The organism is Acinetobacter sp. ANC 4204 (assembly GCF_002135205.1).
Classification (GTDB): domain Bacteria; phylum Pseudomonadota; class Gammaproteobacteria; order Pseudomonadales; family Moraxellaceae; genus Acinetobacter.
In genome coordinates this window covers 271,257-290,997 of record NZ_NEFZ01000002.1, presented here as the reverse complement: position 1 = coordinate 290,997, position 19,741 = coordinate 271,257, and the positions used below count along the sequence as shown (strand labels likewise).

20 protein-coding genes are annotated in these 19,741 nt (G+C 41.1%); 12 read left to right on the top strand and 8 right to left on the bottom strand.

What is annotated here, in order from left to right; all coding sequences use genetic code 11:
- Positions 1–43 precede the first annotated feature (43 nt).
- Positions 44–520 (top strand): hypothetical protein, encoded by a 477-nt coding sequence (locus B9T36_RS05240; RefSeq protein WP_171264413.1) that lies wholly within the window; start codon positions 44–46, stop codon positions 518–520.
- A 9-nt stretch (positions 521–529) separates the two neighbouring features.
- Here the strand turns inward: B9T36_RS05240 and B9T36_RS05235 are convergent, their stop codons facing one another.
- From B9T36_RS05235 to B9T36_RS05225, 3 genes are read right to left on the bottom strand one after another with little or no spacing between them, the layout of a single operon-like run.
- Positions 530–1,114, bottom strand: a complete 585-nt coding sequence (locus tag B9T36_RS05235) for a TetR/AcrR family transcriptional regulator (protein WP_086208487.1) — start codon at positions 1,112–1,114, stop codon at positions 530–532.
- An 18-nt stretch (positions 1,115–1,132) separates the two neighbouring features.
- Entirely contained in the window at positions 1,133–2,047 is a 915-nt protein-coding gene (locus tag B9T36_RS05230) for an alpha/beta fold hydrolase (protein WP_086208486.1), read from the bottom strand.
- A 50-nt stretch (positions 2,048–2,097) separates the two neighbouring features.
- Entirely contained in the window at positions 2,098–2,895 is a 798-nt protein-coding gene (locus B9T36_RS05225) for a crotonase/enoyl-CoA hydratase family protein (protein WP_086208485.1), read from the bottom strand.
- A 199-nt stretch (positions 2,896–3,094) separates the two neighbouring features.
- Between B9T36_RS05225 and pnuC the strand changes: the two genes are divergently transcribed.
- The 3 genes from pnuC (at position 3,095) to B9T36_RS05210 (ending at position 4,592) form a co-directional block, all read left to right on the top strand.
- Positions 3,095–3,670 (top strand): nicotinamide riboside transporter PnuC, encoded by a 576-nt coding sequence (pnuC, locus tag B9T36_RS05220; RefSeq protein ID WP_086208484.1) that lies wholly within the window; start codon positions 3,095–3,097, stop codon positions 3,668–3,670.
- An 8-nt stretch (positions 3,671–3,678) separates the two neighbouring features.
- Positions 3,679–3,948 (top strand): hypothetical protein, encoded by a 270-nt coding sequence (locus B9T36_RS05215; RefSeq protein WP_086208483.1) that lies wholly within the window; start codon positions 3,679–3,681, stop codon positions 3,946–3,948.
- A 134-nt stretch (positions 3,949–4,082) separates the two neighbouring features.
- Positions 4,083–4,592 carry a DUF2505 family protein gene (locus tag B9T36_RS05210; protein WP_086208482.1) on the top strand — a complete coding sequence of 170 codons (510 nt, stop codon included), beginning with the start codon at positions 4,083–4,085 and terminating at the stop codon, positions 4,590–4,592.
- Positions 4,593–4,663: 71 nt separating this feature from the next.
- Here the strand turns inward: B9T36_RS05210 and B9T36_RS05205 are convergent, their stop codons facing one another.
- Positions 4,664–5,941: an MFS transporter gene (locus B9T36_RS05205; protein WP_086208884.1), complete on the bottom strand. Its 1,278-nt coding sequence runs from the start codon at positions 5,939–5,941 to the stop codon at positions 4,664–4,666.
- Positions 5,942–6,164: 223 nt separating this feature from the next.
- On the opposite strand from B9T36_RS05205, the gene def reads away from it, so the two are divergent.
- Positions 6,165–6,650: a peptide deformylase gene (gene def, locus B9T36_RS05200; RefSeq protein WP_086208481.1), complete on the top strand. Its 486-nt coding sequence runs from the start codon at positions 6,165–6,167 to the stop codon at positions 6,648–6,650.
- A gap of 11 nt (positions 6,651–6,661) precedes the next feature.
- On the opposite strand, the gene B9T36_RS05195 is transcribed toward def, so the two are convergent.
- Complete coding sequence (locus B9T36_RS05195) at positions 6,662–7,444, bottom strand: AraC family transcriptional regulator (protein WP_086208480.1); 783 nt, start codon at positions 7,442–7,444, stop codon at positions 6,662–6,664.
- A gap of 104 nt (positions 7,445–7,548) precedes the next feature.
- Here B9T36_RS05195 and B9T36_RS05190 point away from each other — a divergent pair, with 104 nt between their 5' ends.
- Together B9T36_RS05190 and B9T36_RS05185 are read left to right on the top strand one after the other, a co-directional pair.
- Entirely contained in the window at positions 7,549–8,769 is a 1,221-nt protein-coding gene (locus B9T36_RS05190) for an MFS transporter (RefSeq protein WP_086208479.1), read from the top strand.
- Positions 8,770–8,905: 136 nt separating this feature from the next.
- On the top strand, positions 8,906–9,364 hold the full coding sequence (locus B9T36_RS05185) for a hypothetical protein (RefSeq protein WP_086208478.1): 459 nt from the start codon (positions 8,906–8,908) through the stop codon (positions 9,362–9,364).
- Positions 9,365–9,366: 2 nt separating this feature from the next.
- Here the strand turns inward: B9T36_RS05185 and B9T36_RS05180 are convergent, their stop codons facing one another.
- Positions 9,367–9,570, bottom strand: coding sequence for an amino acid transport protein (locus B9T36_RS05180; RefSeq protein WP_086208477.1), 204 nt, complete (start codon positions 9,568–9,570; stop codon positions 9,367–9,369).
- Here B9T36_RS05180 and B9T36_RS19315 point away from each other — a divergent pair.
- From B9T36_RS19315 to B9T36_RS05165, 4 genes are all read left to right on the top strand, one after another.
- Entirely contained in the window at positions 9,569–9,700 is a 132-nt protein-coding gene (locus B9T36_RS19315) for a hypothetical protein (RefSeq protein WP_265733396.1), read from the top strand. The genes B9T36_RS05180 and B9T36_RS19315 overlap by 2 nt on opposite strands.
- 38 nt (positions 9,701–9,738) lie before the next feature.
- The gene (locus B9T36_RS05175) at positions 9,739–10,116 is read left to right on the top strand and encodes an endonuclease domain-containing protein (RefSeq protein WP_086208476.1); all 378 of its coding nucleotides are present in this window, start codon (positions 9,739–9,741) and stop codon (positions 10,114–10,116) included.
- A gap of 145 nt (positions 10,117–10,261) precedes the next feature.
- Positions 10,262–10,870: a hypothetical protein gene (locus B9T36_RS05170; RefSeq protein ID WP_086208475.1), complete on the top strand. Its 609-nt coding sequence runs from the start codon at positions 10,262–10,264 to the stop codon at positions 10,868–10,870.
- Complete coding sequence (locus tag B9T36_RS05165; RefSeq protein WP_086208474.1) at positions 10,867–11,496, top strand: transglycosylase domain-containing protein; 630 nt, start codon at positions 10,867–10,869, stop codon at positions 11,494–11,496. Before B9T36_RS05170 ends, B9T36_RS05165 begins: the two co-directional genes overlap by 4 nt.
- A gap of 92 nt (positions 11,497–11,588) precedes the next feature.
- On the opposite strand, the gene metH is transcribed toward B9T36_RS05165, so the two are convergent.
- Positions 11,589–15,275, bottom strand: a complete 3,687-nt coding sequence (gene metH / locus B9T36_RS05160) for a methionine synthase (RefSeq protein WP_086208473.1) — start codon at positions 15,273–15,275, stop codon at positions 11,589–11,591.
- 427 nt (positions 15,276–15,702) lie between these two features.
- Between metH and B9T36_RS05155 the strand changes: the two genes are divergently transcribed.
- Positions 15,703–17,322 carry an inorganic phosphate transporter gene (locus B9T36_RS05155; RefSeq protein ID WP_086208472.1) on the top strand — a complete coding sequence of 540 codons (1,620 nt, stop codon included), beginning with the start codon at positions 15,703–15,705 and terminating at the stop codon, positions 17,320–17,322.
- 474 nt (positions 17,323–17,796) lie between these two features.
- Here B9T36_RS05155 and B9T36_RS05150 read toward each other — a convergent pair whose 3' ends face one another.
- Positions 17,797–19,344 (bottom strand): hypothetical protein, encoded by a 1,548-nt coding sequence (locus B9T36_RS05150; protein WP_086208471.1) that lies wholly within the window; start codon positions 19,342–19,344, stop codon positions 17,797–17,799.
- Positions 19,345–19,741: the final 397 nt, after the last annotated feature.

Here is a 19,741-nt window from a genome sequence, read left to right as displayed (position 1 = left end):
AATGCTGTATTTTAAAAGAATATATCTGTTACGAGAGCAGGGAATGGCAACTTTTTTATTGATGATTTGCGTACTCATTGCTTTGGTTGCAGCATCTATTATTGTTATCAAAATTCAGAAAAAGCAGCGTTTTTTAAAACGGCAAAAAAAGGAAACTGAGTTGCAAGTTCAATCAGCGCAGATGACAACCCAAATTGAAAGTGATGCTCAAGTTGAACGTGTGATTGAAATTGATGCCTATGAACAAGTGCTGTTTGATGATGTTGCAAGCTTGTTTTTAGATCAAGCGATTTTGTTAAGTGCTGAGGAAGATGCAGAACTGATGCAAAGTACTTTGTTGGTCAAAATGCCTGCAAAAACCCAGACTCAAATCCGTAAAATGGACTTAAACGAATGGTCGATTTTTTGGAGTTTTTACGATCAGTCATTGGAATATTATGTGAGCCGTTATGGTATGTTTTATACACATATTGACCGTAGTGGGCGAGAGCACAAAAAAAGCCATCGGACTCGAGATTAACGATTTTGCTTATGCGCGCTCAATGTAGAGTATCGCCATAGATAACTGTTTGAGAATTCGTTCGGCAACATGGGTCAAATAAAAGTCATCTTGGTTTAAACGTGTCATTAAAATCGCCCCTTCATAATCGGCAACACTGATTTTGGCCAAAGAAGCTGCGTTTACAGTAGGCATGACTTGGTGGAAATAGTCAAAAAGTGAGGTTTCCCAGTCTTGAAAAATAGAGCGAATCTTGAGCTGTATTGTTTCAGATAAATGAGGAATTTCTAAAGACAGCATACCCACCAAACAGCCTTGTACACCTGTACTAAAAAAGGTTACGGCTTGTTGATGGAGGTGTTCAAAGCGGCCGCAATACTCGATTTGATTATTTTTTAAAATATTAAAGACTCGGTTTTTTAAATACTGTTGGCTAACGTCTAAAATATCCAAAAGCAATGCTTCTTTATTTGGATAATAATAATAAAAAGCGGCTTTACTCAGCCCACAAGATTTTGCCAACAAATCCATACTGGTGCCTGCATAACCATGTGTTTTAAAAGTTTGCATACAGTGGAGCTGGATTTGCTCTTTGCTGAGTTTTTGCGGGCGCATAGGTATTTGGTATTCCGTTTAGAGTTTCGTAGTCGTGTGTGGTGAAGATGATAGATAGCGATCAAAAGTATTCAGCATGTTATCCCAAATGTTTTCAGCGCCTTGACGGAAATATCCCATGTGTCCAATTTCTTTCAAGCCGTATTCACTGGCTTCAATGTTGAGATAGTGCAGATCTGCCTGTCGATAATGTTGCATAAACGCATGCCTTGAGTTGGGTAGAGCCCAGTCATCATCCAGTGCTGAAACAGCATAGATTGGGGTCTTTACCTGAGCATACTGTTCCAGTAAATGCTGTTGTTCAGGGTCTGCAAAAAAGTAGGTCGGATTTTTACACCACTTTCGCCACTGCGTGTAAACATCGACAGGTAAATCTGCCCCCATTTTGAGTATGCTCCAAGGTAAATAACCCTTAAGTGCAACCATGGGTGGGAAAATAATATTCCACATCACATGGACTTTCATCTTCTCACGAAACGGCATGTAGCCATGCCAACCTGCACCTGTACCGAAGCAATACATCGCAGTAACTTGGTCATGATTATCGGTTAAACCTAAGGCTTGGCCACCATAGGAATGCCCAACCACAAAAATGGGTTTACCGTCTTGTGCGACGAAGTCAATTGCACCGGATAAGTCCAATTGTCCCCAGTCTAAATAGGACATACTAAAACCTTTTAACTGCTTCGGTGCAGAAAGCCCCACACCACGATAGTCAAAAGTTAGAACTTGATATCCTAAAGCTACTGCATACTCGGCAAAGCGACGATAGAACTGCTGTGGTACACCTGTTGCACTGGCAAGAATTAAGTTTGCTTTGATAGGGCCTTGAGCACGATAGCGTGTTCCCACCAGTGCATAAGCATCCCGTGCAGAAAAATGAATGGTTTGCTTCTCAATTTGATGTGTGTTTAAGCGGGCTGTGGCATGCATAACAAGCTCTTTTAAAGTTGAAAATAAAAATGGCGGTAATTTTGCACTGCTTATTTTCCTGAGAATTGCGCAGGACGTCGTTGTAACATGGCCATTACACCTTCTTGAACATCTTGAGTTTTTAGCAAAGGTGTTAGGTGCTCTTGTAAATGGCTAAAGGCATAGTCTGCGCCGTGTTGTGCTGCCTGTTGTGCAGAAGCAAGCGTGGCTTGAACGGCAAGTGGAGCAGCCTGTGCAATTGACTCGGCAAGGGTAAGTGCTCGGCCTAGTGCAGAATTTGGCGTGGATGTTTCTACAACCTCGGTAATTAAGTTCAGATCGAGAGCTACATGCGCATTGAAGCCATCCCCTGTGAGTAGATAACGCATAGCTTTATTCCAGCCTGCTGCTTGTACAAAACGTACTGTTGCACCGCCAAAGGGTAAAATGCCGCGCTGAACTTCCATTTGGGCAAACTGTGTATTGGCATCTGCAATCACCACATCGGCATTGAGCATCAGCTCAATTCCAGCGGTAAAGCAAAAGCCCTGTACTGCGACCACAACGGGTTTAGTCCGAAGTCTGGAACTGGTGCCCCAAGGATTAATTTGTGACGCAGGAAAGTCGAAAATACCTTGGCTTAATTTTGGCTGTAGTTCAACCAGATCTAAGCCAGCAGTAAAGTGTTCACCATGAGCAAAAATCACCGCACAGCGTAGGGTAGGATCATCTTCATATTCAGTGAGTGCTAAGGATAAGTCATGAATCATATAGCTATCAAAAGCATTACGTTTAGCTGCACGGTCTAGACCAATTAAAAATAACGAGCCACGAATTTCGCGACTGACACGCCCTTGTTGTTCTGACATTTTGATTATTCCTCTTTCGTTTTATAAGTTTTTAAACGATTGTTAGAAAACTGTCAAAGCGTATCCGTATATATTCTGTGACTCAGCAGTTAGGTCAGACATACACGCAAATAAGTAGAAGGTAAGATTGGACGAAATTATCTTGCCTTTCGTGGTGTTTTTTTCATAATAGCAGCATTGTTCTCATGTCAGTCTGACTATGTCCAACCTTGAAATATTTGCCGTCATCATTAGCTTGATTGGGGTGACTTTGACCATTAAGCGCAATATGTGGTGTTGGTGGTTTAACTTTGTTGCGTTCTTATTATATGCCTATTTGTTTTATACCTATAAGTTATATGGCGAAACCATTTTGCAGTTTTTCTTTGTGGTGGTGAACTTTTATGGATTTTATCACTGGCTCAAAGGTAAACAACAAGATCATGATATTCGCATTGAACCGATTACAGCTCGGCAAGTGATTTTGCAAATGCTACTTGCCGCTGCGGCTGGTGCAGTATTTGGTTTGAGCTTAAAGTATTTGACCGATGCTGCTGTACCGCTACTGGATGCACAGCTCGCAGCATTTAGTCTGTTGGCGACTTATTGGACCAGTCGTAAACATATTGCGACATGGGTGCTGTGGGTCTTTGTCGACATTGTTTATGTGGGCATGTTTATTTATAAAGACTTGTTCTTGACCGCAGGCTTATATGCAGGCTTTGTTGGCTTAGCGGCTTTTGGATGGTGGCAATGGACACAGGTACGTCATAAACAACAGTTGAAAAGTACCTAGGTTTGGGCATGTTGATTGACTTTAAACAAACACAATTGGCTCAATTTGAGTTAGTCATCGAACGTTTAAAAGCGAGTCCAAAGGAATACTTGGACTTTACTTCAGTTGCAGACTTTTATCAGGCGACATGGTTAAAAAACCTGCCTAGCAGCGCCAGTTGGGCTGTGACAGGATTGGATGATGGGGCAGAGCATTTTGATATTCGCTTGGCCTGTTTTGAGCGCGTGGTTTTTATTCATATAGCAGAGCATATTGTCATACAGAATGGCACACATTGATATCCAGATCACGGTATAGTCGGTGCTGGATCATCGTCTATGCTTGATCTTTCTACAGGATAACGAGCTCCAATTTTTCAGTCCTGATCCGGGCATGGATGGTTACAAAAACAAAAAATAAAGGATTTAATGCTATGGCACATCAGTTTGTCGTCAATGCCACCATCAACGGTGTTTCATTGGATGATTTCCGTCGACTCGCAGCCGATATCAACTTACATGAAAATGTTTGTCGTCGTATTCCAGGTGAGAAGTTGGAAATTTTGGAATCGAGTAAAGTCGGCGATATTTATACCCTCAAGCGTGCGTATAATTTGGATGTCAATATTCCCGATATTGCGAAGAAATTTTTAAAAGATGCGTTTCGTTTACATCGTACCGATGTAAGTAATTTAACTGCACTGAGTTCAGAAGTGCGCTTAGATCCGAATTTACCTCTTGAAGCGAGTTGCCAACGTAGTGTGTCAGGCAATGATGAACAGATCCATTTTCAACTGGAATGGACGGTAAAAGTGAAAGTGCCGTTGATTGGTGGCATGTTAGAAAAACATGCCGAAGGTGAAATTCGGAAGTTTAGCCAAATCGAACTCGATATTGTTGCAGATGAACTGCGCCAAAATCTGCACGCAGAAACATTAAGCTAAAGGTTTTGACCTCATGTTTTTAAAGTAGGTTGCATAAAAAGAAAACCCTTCGATTGAAGGGTTTTATCATTTTAGTGTTTTGCCTCGAACTGAGCTCGATAAACCCAAGCTGTGAAGAAGCAAACCAAACAGACCAGCCAAATATAATACATCGCCCCAATCTTGCTATAGAGACTGAGCCATTGAACCAAAGGCAGTGTAATGCCTCCTGCAATGGCATAGGCGACATTGTAGGAAAACGAAATCCCCGAGAAACGGATTGGTGCAGGGAACATCTTGACCATACTATAGGATACAAGTCCAACCGTGCCTGAAAAAAATCCTAACAGCATATACAGCGCAAACACCGTATTTGGACTGACCACACCCAAACCGTGATAGAAAATGGTTGCAATAGTAGCGACACCGAGCGAGCCAAAAATCAAAACCTTGGCTGCACCCAAACGATCTGCCAATGTCCCAGCGAGTATACAACCTAACATTTGCATGATGATTGCAGCACTTTGCATTTGAAAAGCATCACCACGCGCAAAGCCAAAGGCACCCGCTAATAAGTTTGGCATGGCCAAAATCAGGACCACCACGCAAGCGGTTAAGAACCATGTTAGGAGCATGCCAATAACTACCGCTGTTTTATGGTTGGCTAAGACTTGTTTAACAGGCATTTCTTTGGATAGCTCTTTGCGTGCTTGCATGGCTTTGAATACGGGTGTTTCTTTTAAATAACTGCGTAAATACAAGGCCACTAAGCCAAAAATACCCCCCACAATAAACGGGATACGCCAAGCCCAATCATGTATAGCTGCTTCACTAAACTGAAGAGAAATGAACAGCGACATCAAAGCGCCAAGAAGAATGCCAAGAGATAATCCTGCTGTGAGTAAGCCATTGGCAAAACCAATTTTTTCAGCAGGAACATGCTCAGAAACAAATGTCCATGCCGCTGGAATTTCTCCACCAATCGCGATGCCTTGTACCACCCGCATAAGGAGTAAGAGCAGCGGCGCAGCATAACCAATCGTTTCAAAGGTTGGCATGACCCCGATTATGAGGGTGGGTAAAGCCATGAGCAAAATAGATAAGCTAAATAGACGCTTGCGCCCTATGAGGTCACCAAAGTGCGCCATGACTACACCGCCAAGTGGACGGAAGAAGTAACCTGCGGCAAAAATACCGTAAGTATTCAGCATCGCCCAAAATGGGCTGAGTCCTGCGGGGAAGAACAATTCAGAAATAATTTTGGCGTAAAAAACATAAATAACAAAGTCATAGAACTCAAGTGCACCACCCAATGATGACAACCCAAGGGTACGTTTGTCTTCTCGGGTCAGTCGTGGTGTTGCATCCATGTGTGTATTTCCAAAGTTAAATAAAAGTTTGTATTTGATTTTAATAAAGTCTTTTTTGGATGAATAATCAATCTTTCTTTGCTGCATATTAACTAAAAATTATAGATGTGTTCGTGTCCATCATTTTTAGTCATAAAATATAAAGAGTAAAAGTAACTGCAATAAAATAAAAAGCTTATGGTATAAAAAGAAATAAATAGATATAAAAATTTAGGATTTGAGTATGAGTGTCATTTTACCTGTTGCACAACGAGGGGAAGAGGTTTTAAGACTGAAAGCCGCCCGTGTTGCAGATACAGAATTTAATAGTGATTGGCTTATGCAACTGGCGTCAGTCATGTTGGCGACTATGCTTGAACGAAATGGTGTAGGTATTGCAGCACCGCAAGTGTATATTTCAAAGCGGGTCATTATTGTGGCTTCACGTCCAAATTTGCGTTATCCAGATGCGCCTGAAATGGATGCAGTGGTGATGGTCAATCCCGAAATTCTAGAGTTTTCTCAAGCAACGTCCTTGGGGGAAGAGGGCTGTTTAAGCGTGCCGAATGAACGCGGTCAGGTACAGCGTGCGCAAAGTATTAAAGTGGTGTATCACACCTTAACGGGAGAGGTGCTAGAAAGCATTTTTGAGGGGTTCCCTGCGCGGATTGTGCAACATGAAATAGATCATCTCAATGGGATTTTATTTGTCGATCGACTCACCGCTTAAAGTAAAAATAGCTATTCGTCTTTATATTTAAACTGTTGCGGGGTTTGTCCTAAGTGACGTTTAAACATGCTACTAAACGCACTCGGATTGCTATAGCCAAGAGATCTTGCAATTCGCGCAACGGATTCACCACTGGCAATTTTTGTGAGCGCTTGAGCAATATGCATTTGCTGAATCCATGCCCGATAAGACAGTCCCGTTTCCTTTTGAAACATACGCATCAAGGTTCTGGAACTGGTGCCAATTTCATCTGCCCATGCACTTAAATCTTTTAATTGATCGGGTCGACTTAATAGGGCTTGGCAAATATTCATTAAACGCTTGTCTTGTGGCCACGGAATTTGAATGGGCAACAGATTGGCCTTATGAATTTCATCAAAAATTAAAATCTGTAAAGATCGAGACAGTTCATCTGAGCTGATCAGTTCGGAGGGTGGAATGTGTTCAATTGCATTGAGCCGAATCAAGAGTTCATGCAATAACTTACTGACCCGAATAATAAAACATTGTTGTCCCAGCAGTGCAGCCGCATCGGCCTGAACCAATGCCGTATTAAGCTTTACACGGCTTAATGAAATCACACTATGCTCAACATGGGTCGGAATCCATAGCGCGCACATCGGTGGCACGATCCAGACATGATTTGGGGTAAACACTTGAATCATTCCTGTCGAAGCATATAGAAACTGTGCCCGTGAATGGGTATGTGCAGGAGTGATCTCCCGATAAGTGTGTTCAGAAGAAAGTCCAATGACCAGTTCAGACATTTCAGTTTGAATCAGTGAGTTTGGCATGCGTGTTTTAAATTTGTCACTTATACAATGATTATTGGAAGATAGTCTTATGAATGACATTTTACAATCAATATCTGATGAAAAATACACGGAGTTTGTGCGGTATGACGTCTTCAATACAGATGAAAGATGGTATTGGTGAGGCTGTGGTTCATGAACAACCACAAGGCATGATCATTAAAATTGTGGGAGCGGTGGCTGTTGCACATCTACTGAATGACTTGATTCAAGCCGTTTTGCCAGCTATTTACCCGATGCTGAAAACCAATTTCTCCTTAAGCTTTGCACAAGTGGGATTGATTTCATTGGTTTATCAAATCACAGCATCGCTACTGCAACCTTGGATTGGACTCTATACCGATAAACATCCGAAACCTTATCTGCTACCACTCGGTATGGTGGTGACTTTTAGTGGTATTTTGCTGTTGGCATTTTCACCAAATTTTATTGTACTGCTCATGGCTTCGGCGTTGATTGGTGTGGGTTCATCGACCTTTCACCCTGAAGCATCACGTGTAGCGCGTATGGCTTCGGGCGGACGTTTTGGTACAGCTCAATCGACCTTTCAGGTCGGTGGCAATACAGGTACCGCGATTGGGCCTTTATTGGCCGCGTTGATTATTGTGCCCTTTGGACAGCATGCCGTGGCATGGTTAATTGTATTTGCCTTACTTGCGATTTGGGTGTTGTTTGGTGTCAGCCGTTGGAGCATTAGCCACAGTAAAAAACAGTTGGCTGCCAAAGCACATCACGTCCAAAGCAAACTACACGGACGTCAACTCGTCATCGCGTTGTCGACCATTTGCGTGTTGATGTTTGCCAAATTTACGTACATCGCCAGCATCAGTAACTATTTCACTTTTTATTTAATGCATAAGTTTCAGCTCAGTTTACAAAATGCACAGTTACACCTCTTTGCCTTTTTAGCGGCGGTGGCTCTGGGGACATTTGCAGGTGGGCCGATTGGAGACCGAATTGGGCGTAAAGCGGTGATTTGGGTGTCTTTTGTCGGCATGGCACCGTTTGCGTTGATGATGCCACATGCCAATTTATTTTGGACGACCGTACTCTCGATTATCACGGGTTTAGTACTGTCCTCTGCCTTTGCAGCCATGGTGGTCTATGCACAAGAAGCTGTTCCTGGACGAGTTGGGATGATTGCAGGTTTGATGTTTGGTTTAATGTTCGGTGTGAGTGGTATCGCCGCAGCAGGTTTAGGATATTTGGCTGACGTCAAAGGCATTGAATGGGTGTTTGGCGTGTGTTCGTTATTGCCGTTACTTGGTTTAGCAACCTTCTTTTTACCGAAGACGCAAGCAAACTAACGAAATACTGCTGACCTTCAGTTTTAATCGCGCTATCTTATCAAACGAAGATGGCGCGATTGCATTTCGGCTTGATGATTATGATCGGTAATAACGGCATCGAATGTGTGTGCTTTGACTTTGGAGTATTGAAGCGATGACGGATCTGAATGGTGTACTCAAGTTTTCATTCGGCCTAGATCAGCTTTCATTTGAAATGGATGGACAGCATATCCAGCTAGATCAAGGTTTAAGCTTTATACAGTCAAACAGTATGCGTCATGGGCTGCTGGATGAGCTTGCGATTGAGTCGATGATTTATGTGATTGAAGAGTTGTTAGAATCCGTTCAGATGAAGTATGCCCAACCCAAGACGGCCATGACTTCAGATGCCTTATTTCAAAGGGTCTTAGCATTATTTTTTCCAGATCAGCAGCAAATTGACCGTGTGCAACTTGAAAGTGCTTTTAATACCTTTGTTGAGCGCAGGGAGTACTATGTGTCTCAAGTGGCTGATGATAGTCTTTCTAGTTTGATCTACTTTATTGTACTGCGAGAGATGATGCATCACTGGAATGTGGTGGAGATTCAATTCGAACAGCTTAATTTTGAGTGACATTAAAAGCGTAAAAAATACGGAACAATAGACAAAAGTAAGCCGATACCACTTAGTAATGCGTTACTTTCAATAAAATAAGGGAAAATCATTAAAACTAGACCGACAGTTAAAGGTATGGACATTTTTTGCTTTTTGCCATACAGAAAATAGCCTAAGCCAATTGAGCTAAAAATCACACCAAGGAAAAGTTGGGTTGCGTTCATGATGATGTTTCGTGCATTGTTATTCTCTGGCAGTATTATGCCAAGATTCTTAACAGAAGATGAGAAAAATAAAGATTATTCTTTAGGGCGTATAGAGCAGTATTTATTCCAAGCGATATGCTTAGACTAGGCATGTATTTCCTACATTTAAAAATAAAGAGAATTTAGATGCAACCTTACAATAAGAACTTAAAACAAGCCTCGCGTGATTTGCGAAACAATATGACCGATGCTGAACAACTGTTATGGCAGAGATTACGCCGTAAACAAATTTTAGGATTACAGTTTTATCGACAAAAACCGATTCTTAATTTTATTGTGGATTTTTACTGTCCATCAGTGAGTTTGGTTATTGAATGTGATGGTGGGCAGCATTGTACAGTAGAAGGATTGGAAGCTGATCGAGTAAGAGATGAGGCTTTAGCTGAATTGGGACTAACTGTTTTACGGTTTGATAATAGGCAGGTTTTGATTGAAATTGATGGGGTGGTGGAACTTATATTTCAAACCGCTCAATCCAGAATCCCCCTAAATCCCCCTTTATAAAGGGGGACTTTCCGTGAATTTGATGGTGGTTTTTGATTTAAGGTACTCCCTTTTTAAAGGAAGGTTGGGGAGGATTAAGAAATACCTGATAAAATAGAGGTTAGTTTTTGTTTATAAAATTTAGAAATTTATTTTATTATTTAATATGGCGTATATATCTATTTTTTCTAGTTTCATATTTAAGGATTTTGCATTAGGAGATGTCTGGGAGGCTACTCTCGCTGCTATAATTATTGCAATAGTTTTTTTCTGGATTCGAGAAAGAGTTTTTGGGATACCAGATTTTTCGGGTCAGTGGTTTTTAAAATCAGTAACAAATACAACTGTATATAGACCTTATGAGAAAATGGAATTACAGCATAATTTATTTTTACGGCTAGAAGGAAATAATATCAGAGGCGCTTCTGAAAAAAATTACGAAGATTCAAGTTATGGAAAACGAAAAACACATTTGAGGCATATTTTAGAATATACAGGTAAGCATAGAGCACGAGCTAGTATAGAGGGTTCAATTCAAAAGAATATCTTTGGTCCAGATATATTGACTATACATGCGACAGAATATGGTGAAAAAAGACAATCGACTATTTATTGTCGTTTTGAATTGAAAAAAAAGTATTTCTTTTTTAGTGATCGTATGGCAACAAGGTTTGATGGGGATTTTTATTCTATGGTTGCTGATCAAAGAGGAACAGTTTGTCTATCCAAAACAGCATTTCATAAGTCTATTCCTGAAGTTCGAGAAAAAGTATGAAAGTTTTATACTTTTTCTTCACAGTTCCATTTTATATGCTAGGTAAGGTTTTTATATTTTTTAATTTAGATAATTTAAATAATGATTTTTTGAAATGTTGTAATTATTTAGAAAACTTAAATATAGCATTAGACGATGAAATAATTGAGGTCTTGTATTTAGCAGAAGACCATAGATCTGATTTTCATTACGGTATTGATCATTACGCTATGCTTAGAGCAATTTACTTTACGCATGTGAAGAAAGAATTTCAAGGAGCAAGCACTATAGCTCAGCAATTTGTAAGAGTTATTACGGGACGATATGAAAGGACTTTATTTCGTAAATTAAGAGAACAGCTATTAGCAGTTTTAATTACATATGAATTTAATAATAAGATTATTGGGACTGCATATTTAAATATAGCATTTTTAGGATCAGGGATGAACGGCTTGACTGGGTTTTTAAGGCGTAAAAAAATATTATTGGGTCAATTGAATACATTAGAAAAAATAAAAATAGTTAGTAGATTAAAGTATCCAGAACCCATTAAAAATAAAAAAATATGGTCATGTAAAATGAAAGTTAGAGTGGGCAATATTCAGGCTAAAATTGTAAAGTATAAATCCCTTCCAACCTCCCTTTAAAAAGGGAGGAACTGTCACGTAATTTATTTAATCACATGACATTCCCCCTCTTTGGAAAAGAGGGGTTAGGGGAGATTTTTTTTTATTCTAAATTAACCAATCGAATCATCTAAATTCGGTGCTAACCAACGCTTCGCTTCATCCAGTGTCCAGCCTTTACGCTTGGCATAATCCTCAAGCTGATCTTGAGAAATCTTACCCACGTTAAAGTATTCACTTTCAGGATGTGAATAATAGAAACCACTTACAGAAGAAGGTGGCATCATCGCAAAGTGTTCAGTCAACTTCGTACCAATCTTTGCTTCCGAACCTAACCAGTCAAATAACACCGCTTTTTCAGAATGCTCAGGACAAGCGGGATAACCTGGTGCAGGACGAATACCGACATACTTTTCTTTGATCAATTCTTCATTGCCCAAAGTCTCATCGACTTTATAGCCCCAGAATTCTTTACGGATACGTTCATGCAAATGCTCGGCAAAAGCTTCGGCAAAACGATCCGCTAAAGACTGAACCAAGATTGCAGAATAATCATCACCTTTAGCTTTATATTCATTCGCCAATTCTTCTGCACCAAAGATTGATACCGTGAAACCACCGAGATAGTCAGTATTGTCTTTAGAGGTGCTAATAAAGTCCGCTAAAGATAAGTTTGGCTTGCCTGTGACTTTGTCAGACTGCTGACGCAAGTGTTCAAAAGTATGTGTGACATTCTGCGCTGTTTCATCAAACACGCTGACTGTATCCGCACCTGTACGTTGTGCAGGGTATAGACCAAATACAGCACGGGCATCGAAACGATTATTCTCGATCACATCTTTGAGCATGGCTTGCGCTTGATTATACAAATCCGTTGCAGCTTCACCGACAATCTCATCTTCTAAGATTTTCGGGAATTTACCTGCCAAGCTCCAAGAAATAAAGAATGGTGTCCAGTCAAAATACTCCACCAATGTTGCAAGTGGGTAGTTGGTGAGGACATGTGTACCCATTGTATTTGGAATTGGCGGCACATAGTTCGTATCGACTTTAAAGCCATTTTCAATGGATTCGGCATAGCTGAGTTTAGCTGCTTTCGGTTGCTTATTGGCTAAGCGTTCACGAATCTTGGCATATTCAGCACGATGCTCAGCAATAAAATTACCACGCATTTCTTTTGAGAGTAGGGTGGTTGCCACGCCCACTGCACGAGAGGCATCGGCAACATAAATCACTGCATCATTTGAATATTGCGGATCAATTTTAACCGCAGTATGGGCTTTCGATGTGGTTGCGCCACCAATCAATAAAGGAATAGTAAAACCTTTACGCTGCATTTCTTTGGCAACAAACACCATTTCATCTAAAGATGGCGTGATCAAGCCCGACAAACCGATGATGTCACATTTCTCATCAATCGCAGTTTGTAGGATTTTTTCCGCAGGCACCATTACGCCGAGGTCAACGATGTCATAACCATTACAGCCCAAGACCACGCCCACGATATTTTTACCAATATCATGTACATCACCTTTTACGGTCGCCATCAACACACGACCTTTAGATTGTGCATTGCCTTTTTCGGCTTCGATGTACGGGTTCAGCCAAGCTACAGCTTGTTTCATCACACGTGCCGATTTTACCACTTGAGGTAGGAACATTTTGCCTGAACCGAACAAGTCACCAACTACGTTCATACCATCCATCAACGCACCTTCAATCACATCGAGAGGGCGTTTCGATTGTAAGCGTGCTTCTTCAGTATCTTCATCAATATAGGTGGTGATGCCTTTGACTAAGGCATATTCAAGACGCTTTTCAACTGTTTCATTCCGCCATTCAAGATTTTCAGCTTCACGTTGAGCGCCAGTATGACCACGGAATTTCTCAGCGACTTCAAGTAATTTCTCTGTTGCGTTTTGACCTGATTCACCTTGGTTTTGGTTCAGTACAACATCTTCGACCGCATCTTTAAGTTCTCTTGGAATATCATCATAAATCGCCATTTGACCTGCGTTGACGATACCCATGGTCATGCCTTGCTTAATGGCATAGTAAAGAAACACAGAGTGAATCGCTTCACGTACAGGTTCATTACCACGGAATGAGAACGATACGTTGGATACACCGCCTGAAATCATGGCATGTGGCAAGTTTTGTTTGATCCAACCTGTAGCTTCAATAAAATCGACGCCATAGTTATTATGTTCTTCAATCCCTGTTGCGACTGCAAACACGTTCGGGTCAAAAATAATATCTTCAGCAGGGAAGCCCACCTCATTGACCAAAACATCATAAGAACGTTTACAGATTTCACGTTTGCGTGCAGCCGTATCTGCTTGACCCGTTTCATCAAAGGCCATGACAATAATCGCAGCACCATACTGGCGACATAAACGTGCTTTTTCGACAAACTCGTCATAACCTTCTTTTAAGGAAATCGAGTTCACGACAGGTTTACCTTGTACACATTTCAAGCCTGCTTCAATGATTTCCCACTTCGATGAGTCAATCATGATCGGCACGCGTGAGATATCTGGTTCAGAAGCTACAAGGTTGAGGAAATGTACCATCGCATTTTGCGAATCGAGCATCCCTTCATCCATGTTAATGTCGATAATTTGTGCGCCTGCTTCGACTTGTTGTTGAGCTACTTCTAAAGCCTCAGCAAACTTTTCTTCACGGATCAGACGTAGGAATTTTTTTGAACCTGTAACGTTGGTACGTTCACCGACATTCACGAATAGTGAATCATCATAGATGTTAAATGGTTCTAAACCGCTTAAACGACATGCAGGTTTTGTTTCAGGAATTTGGCGTGGTTTTATATCTTTTACTGCATTGTAAATGGCACGGATATGATCAGGCGTTGTACCACAACAGCCACCTGTAATATTGATTAAACCACTTTCAGCAAATTCTTTGATGAACGCTGCTGTTTGTTCAGGCGTTTCGTCATATTCACCAAAAGCATTTGGTAAGCCTGCATTTGGATGGGCAGATACAAAAGTATCAGCAACATCAGCAATCGTTTTTACGTGTGGACGCATCGCATCTGCACCGAGCGCACAGTTAAAACCAATTGAAAGTAAATCACCATGACGAACCGAGTTCCAGAAAGCCTCTGCGGTTTGACCCGTTAAGGTACGGCCTGATGCATCAGTAATCGTGCCTGAGATCATTAACGGTAGTTCATGACCAAGTTGTTTGAATACTTCTTTGACTGCAAAGATCGCAGCTTTACAGTTCAATGTATCGAACACGGTTTCAATCAAGATGATGTCTACACCACCTTCGATTAAGGCATGAGTGGCTTCGATATAATTTTCTTTAAGTTCATCAAAAGTAATGTTACGGAACGCAGGGTCATTTACATTCGGTGAAATTGAACAGGTACGTGAGGTTGGGCCAAGTACACCTGCAACAAAACGTGGTTTATCTGGGGTTGAATATTTGTCACATGCCGCACGTGCTAGGCGCGCTGCTTCACGGTTGATCTCGGGAACGAGGTCTTCCATGTGATAGTCCGACATGGAAACACGTGTGCCGTTGAAGCTGTTGGTTTCAATGATGTCTGCACCAGCATCCAAGTAGGCTTCATGAATCCCTTGGATAATCTGCGGCTGGGTTAAAACCAATAAGTCGTTATTGCCTTTAAGGTCTGATGCCCAATCTGCAAAACGTTCACCACGATAATCTTCTTCTTCGAGCTTATGACGCTGAATCATGGTGCCCATTGCACCGTCAATAATGAGGATGCGCTCGGCAAGAAGTGCTTTTAAGGTGGCAAGTGTAGACATTCAAAACTCACAAACAGGTTTTCAAAACGTGCAATATTTTAGCAGAAAAGCATATTCATTTATGCTTAATTCAAGTGGTATTCGCTATATTGCAAATAAAAAAGGCTGATTTAGCTTTAGTTTTCACGAAAGTGAAATATAGGGCGTCTATGTTAATAGATGAAAATAAATAGAGATGAGGAAAGATTGATTTGAGCAGATTGTTACAGACAACACAGCCAAATGTAAGAAAATAATTCAGCGTAATGAGCACAGAAAAATTAAATTTTAAGCAAGCACAGTGCTTTCAAGGCCTATAGGCGATTTACTGCTGATCTAAAATGAATCAATTATGAAAAAATTGGCTTCATGTGACACGCATTTGTCATATAATTGTCACAATTAAATTGAACAATAGGGGATATTGATATCCTCTTTAGCCGTCTGCATGAATTCTAATATTCCTCCTGTCCAAGATCAGGTGCACGTGACACAAGTCAAGTCGACAAATGTGCACGTACCTACGCCGAAATTTTTTATGCCGGTGTTTTTAACGGTCATTATTTCAACGCTAATTTATATTGGCTTTCAGCTTTCTGCTGACTTATCGCATGTTCCTGCACTGAATCTTTACTCTCTAATCCTTTTAGCGACGGCATTGTTCATTGCGTTGGGCTTTGAGTTTGTAAATGGTTTCCATGACACAGCCAATGCTGTGGCAACGGTGATTTATACCAATGCACTGTCAGCGCCAGTTGCGGTAATGTGGGCAGGTTTCTGTAACTTCCTTGGGGTTATGGTGGCAAGTGGTGCAGTAGCTTACGGTATTATTGCACTTTTGCCTGTCGAGTTGATTATGAATGTCAGCTCAGGTGCAGGGTTTGCCATGGTGTTTGCCATGTTGATTGCTGCGATTTTGTGGAACTTGGGGACATGGTTCTTAGGTATCCCAGCATCAAGTTCACACACTTTGATTGGTTCAATCTTGGGTGTGGGTATTATGAACTACCTGATGCATTCAGGCAGTGGTGCTTCGGGTGTAGACATGGATCAAGTGATCAAAGTCGGCAAGGCTTTATTGTTTTCGCCATTGATCGGTTTTGCCTTTGCAGCGATCGTATTTTTGTTGGTTAAAACAATTTTCAAGCGTCAACTTGAACTATTTCAACCACCTGAAGGTAACAAGCCACCACCACCTCTGATTCGTGCTATTTTGATTTTTACCTGTACGGGTGTAAGTTTTGCACACGGTTCAAATGATGGTCAAAAAGGTATGGGTTTAATCATGCTTATTTTGATTGGTATTGTGCCTTTGGCTTATTCTTTAAATAAGAATTTGGATTCACAGCACATTCAGTCATTTGCACAGCTTTCGAATCAGACAGCAAATGTAATTTATACTCAGCATGACGATATCGCTGATGAAAAAGCCCGTGCAGTCATTACCCAATATATTCAAACTAAAGAAATGACTCCTGAAGTTGTGCCTGCATTAGCAAGTTTGACTGATCATTTGGGTGAACGTGTTGGACATTATGGTGATTTAAAAGATATTCCAGAGGCAGAAGTTTCTTCTATACGTAATGATATGTACTTAAGTACGACAGCTTTCAAACGTTTAGATAAGGCAGATCAATTACCAGCGATGTCTGATGCGGAGAAAAAGACCGTTAAAGAATATCGTAGTAACCTCGATTCGTTCCTTCAGTATATTCCAAACTGGGTAAAAGTGGCTGTGGCACTTGCACTTGGCTTAGGAACAATGGTGGGGTGGAAGCGTATTGTAGTTACCGTGGGCGAGCGTATTGGTAAGAACCATATGACTTATGGTCAAGGTATGTCTGCAGAGTTAGTCGCTATGACTACGATTGCTGCGGCAGATGGTTTTGGTATGCCTGTATCGACGACCCATGTACTCAACTCTGCGGTTGCAGGGACCATGGTGGCAAATAAGTCAGGTCTGAACTTTGCAACTGTCAGAACCATTCTTTCGGCTTGGGTTTTCACCCTGCCAGCAACAATCTGTTTATCAGGTGGTTTGTTCTGGTTGTTCCTACAGTTTGTTTAATCTGTAATGTAAAGAAAAACGTTATTTGAAGTCATAATGCCAGTCAGTTCATAAACTGACTGGCATTTTCTTTTCAATTCTCGATTTTATTCAATATACGCTAACACTACTCACGATTTGAGCAGAAATAAAAGCATTGCATTTATTCGTAGTGCAAGATGCAGTCATGGGCATTCAAAATGGACTATTTTGTAATGCAAAGTTTTTTCGTATCTATAGGTTGAACAGGTTTTCTGTGGGGTGCATTGCACCGCAAAATGTTATTTCTACGATGCTTCACTTCTTACTTAGCGAATAAGACCTAAACGTTGCAGGAATAAACGAACGACCAATATTGAGCTTAGGAACACTAAGACCTCACCGTATAGGGTTAAAAAGTTAAGGAGATGAAGAGGAGGCTCCTTAACTGGTTGGCTCTAAGTTGAGGTTGTGTTTTATGTCCGTATGGCTACGTTAGAATGCAGCATTTGAGTCTTACTTTTTACGTTTTGCGAACACTTTTTCGAGTGGGAGCTTGTCCGCTGCAAAGCCATATAGTGCTGCAAAGGGTAGAGCAGTTCTTGCCAGATAAGCCACACGCCATAGTCCGCCGTGGTTTGCACCATGCATCATCAGTTCTAGAGGATGCTCAAGTTTAACCTCTGGATTCGCTACAGATTCAGCATTACGCAGGTCATGAACCCATAGAGCAGCCATAATGGCATTGGTTGTTTCAGGCTTAAATGCTTCAACGTCGAATAAGCTTGCACCGTTAAATGCTGCTTTAAGCAATGGATTTTTGGTTACAGAGTGCGTTGTAGTTGAAGGCGCAATATTGATGCTGACGCGTTGGCCTTGTGAGCGTGCCAGTGTTGCGCGCCACTGCTGAATGCGTTTAGCCAAGGCATAGTTAGGTCCTTGCTCAACCACTAAACAATCGGCAATACCGTATTCTTTATTATTGTCTGAGCTCACTAAACCATGTAAGTTTTTCTTAAAGAAGTATTGTCTACTAAGCATTGAAATACTTTTGCTGAGCATTTGTTGCGTTTTAGAGCGGCCATTAAATTTTTGTTCAGATGCTGTGATCACTTCCTCAGGCACTGCATAAACATCGGTTGGTGTACACATATACATCAAACTGGTATCCGCTTTCTGTTCGCTGACATATTGCATAATCGCATCCATTGCCACAGAAACACGAACATGCTTTTCGCCATCCAGATACGCAATGGCAGCCAAGTCTAACTGATGTGGGTTTTGTGCTAACCACTGTGCGATCTCTGGAGTCTGCGTGAGAAGATTTGCGCCGAGCTTTTCCTTTAACACTGAAACAGGCGTATCCGCATTCAATGCTTCAACAGATGGAGCATATAAGGTGGCATTGCCATGTTGAATGGTGTCTAAAATTTTGCCCCATACGCGTGGATTGGGTAGATCTACCGCTACGATATTGGCTTTCCATTGCGATAACCATGTGAGAGGACCTGCTTCAGATGCAGCGCCAAAAAGCACCATGGTCCGATCAGATAAATCGAACCATTCTGGATGTTCAACGCAGGCAATCAGTGCTTGGGCATGACTCGGTTCAATCACCCCAGCCTCTAACCATATTTGGATTTGAGCGAGTAAGCTCTCACCTTTAAGCTGTGTGCCTTTATAAGGCACTGACCACTCAGGCAGAGCAGTGCTTTCACCTTTGAGTTTAATAGTATGTAAGGGCATTGTTTCAAGCGACATTACATCTTTAACAAGATATTTTTGATTGTCACGATAGAATTCAAAAACATGATGTGCCTTGTTTAATCCATCCTGAGCAATTTGAATAGGAGCTGTTTGATTGGCAATGCCTAACTCAACCAAGGATTTAAAATAGCGTGGATATTGTTTACGCCAGTTTTTCTCGGCCAACACCTCAACAGCAATTTGATGATCGACATTAGCTAGTGCTTCCGCAATAATTTCTTTCCCAGTGTGTGAAGTGCTGGCTTTTTGTGTTTTTGGATGAATTGGAAATTGAAGACCATCTAGGGGATTGGACATGCAAGAAATCTCACTGGCATTTGCTATTTATATACAGTTGTATACATTATCTATGCCAAATTGAATTCTCACTTGGCATTTCATACCAAATTTGTGTAAAAGTATGTGCAATATAAAGCCTTAGATATAGTAGACTTTTGCGTGAATAGTGATCTTTTAGGCTGGGTTACAATGGGCAAAAATCGTCATGACCAGATGGATAATCAAAATGATCAGGCCCGTAGACGATATGCCCTTCAAATGTTTGTATAGCACAGCCGATTAAAGTAAGGAACATCATCAATGTGATAAAGATAGATATGACTTTTATTGCAATCTCTCTCTTTCATGATTGTCCTGATTCTTATCTTAAAAGCATGGTCCGCCTGTGCTACGAAAATGTTATTGGATTTGTGTT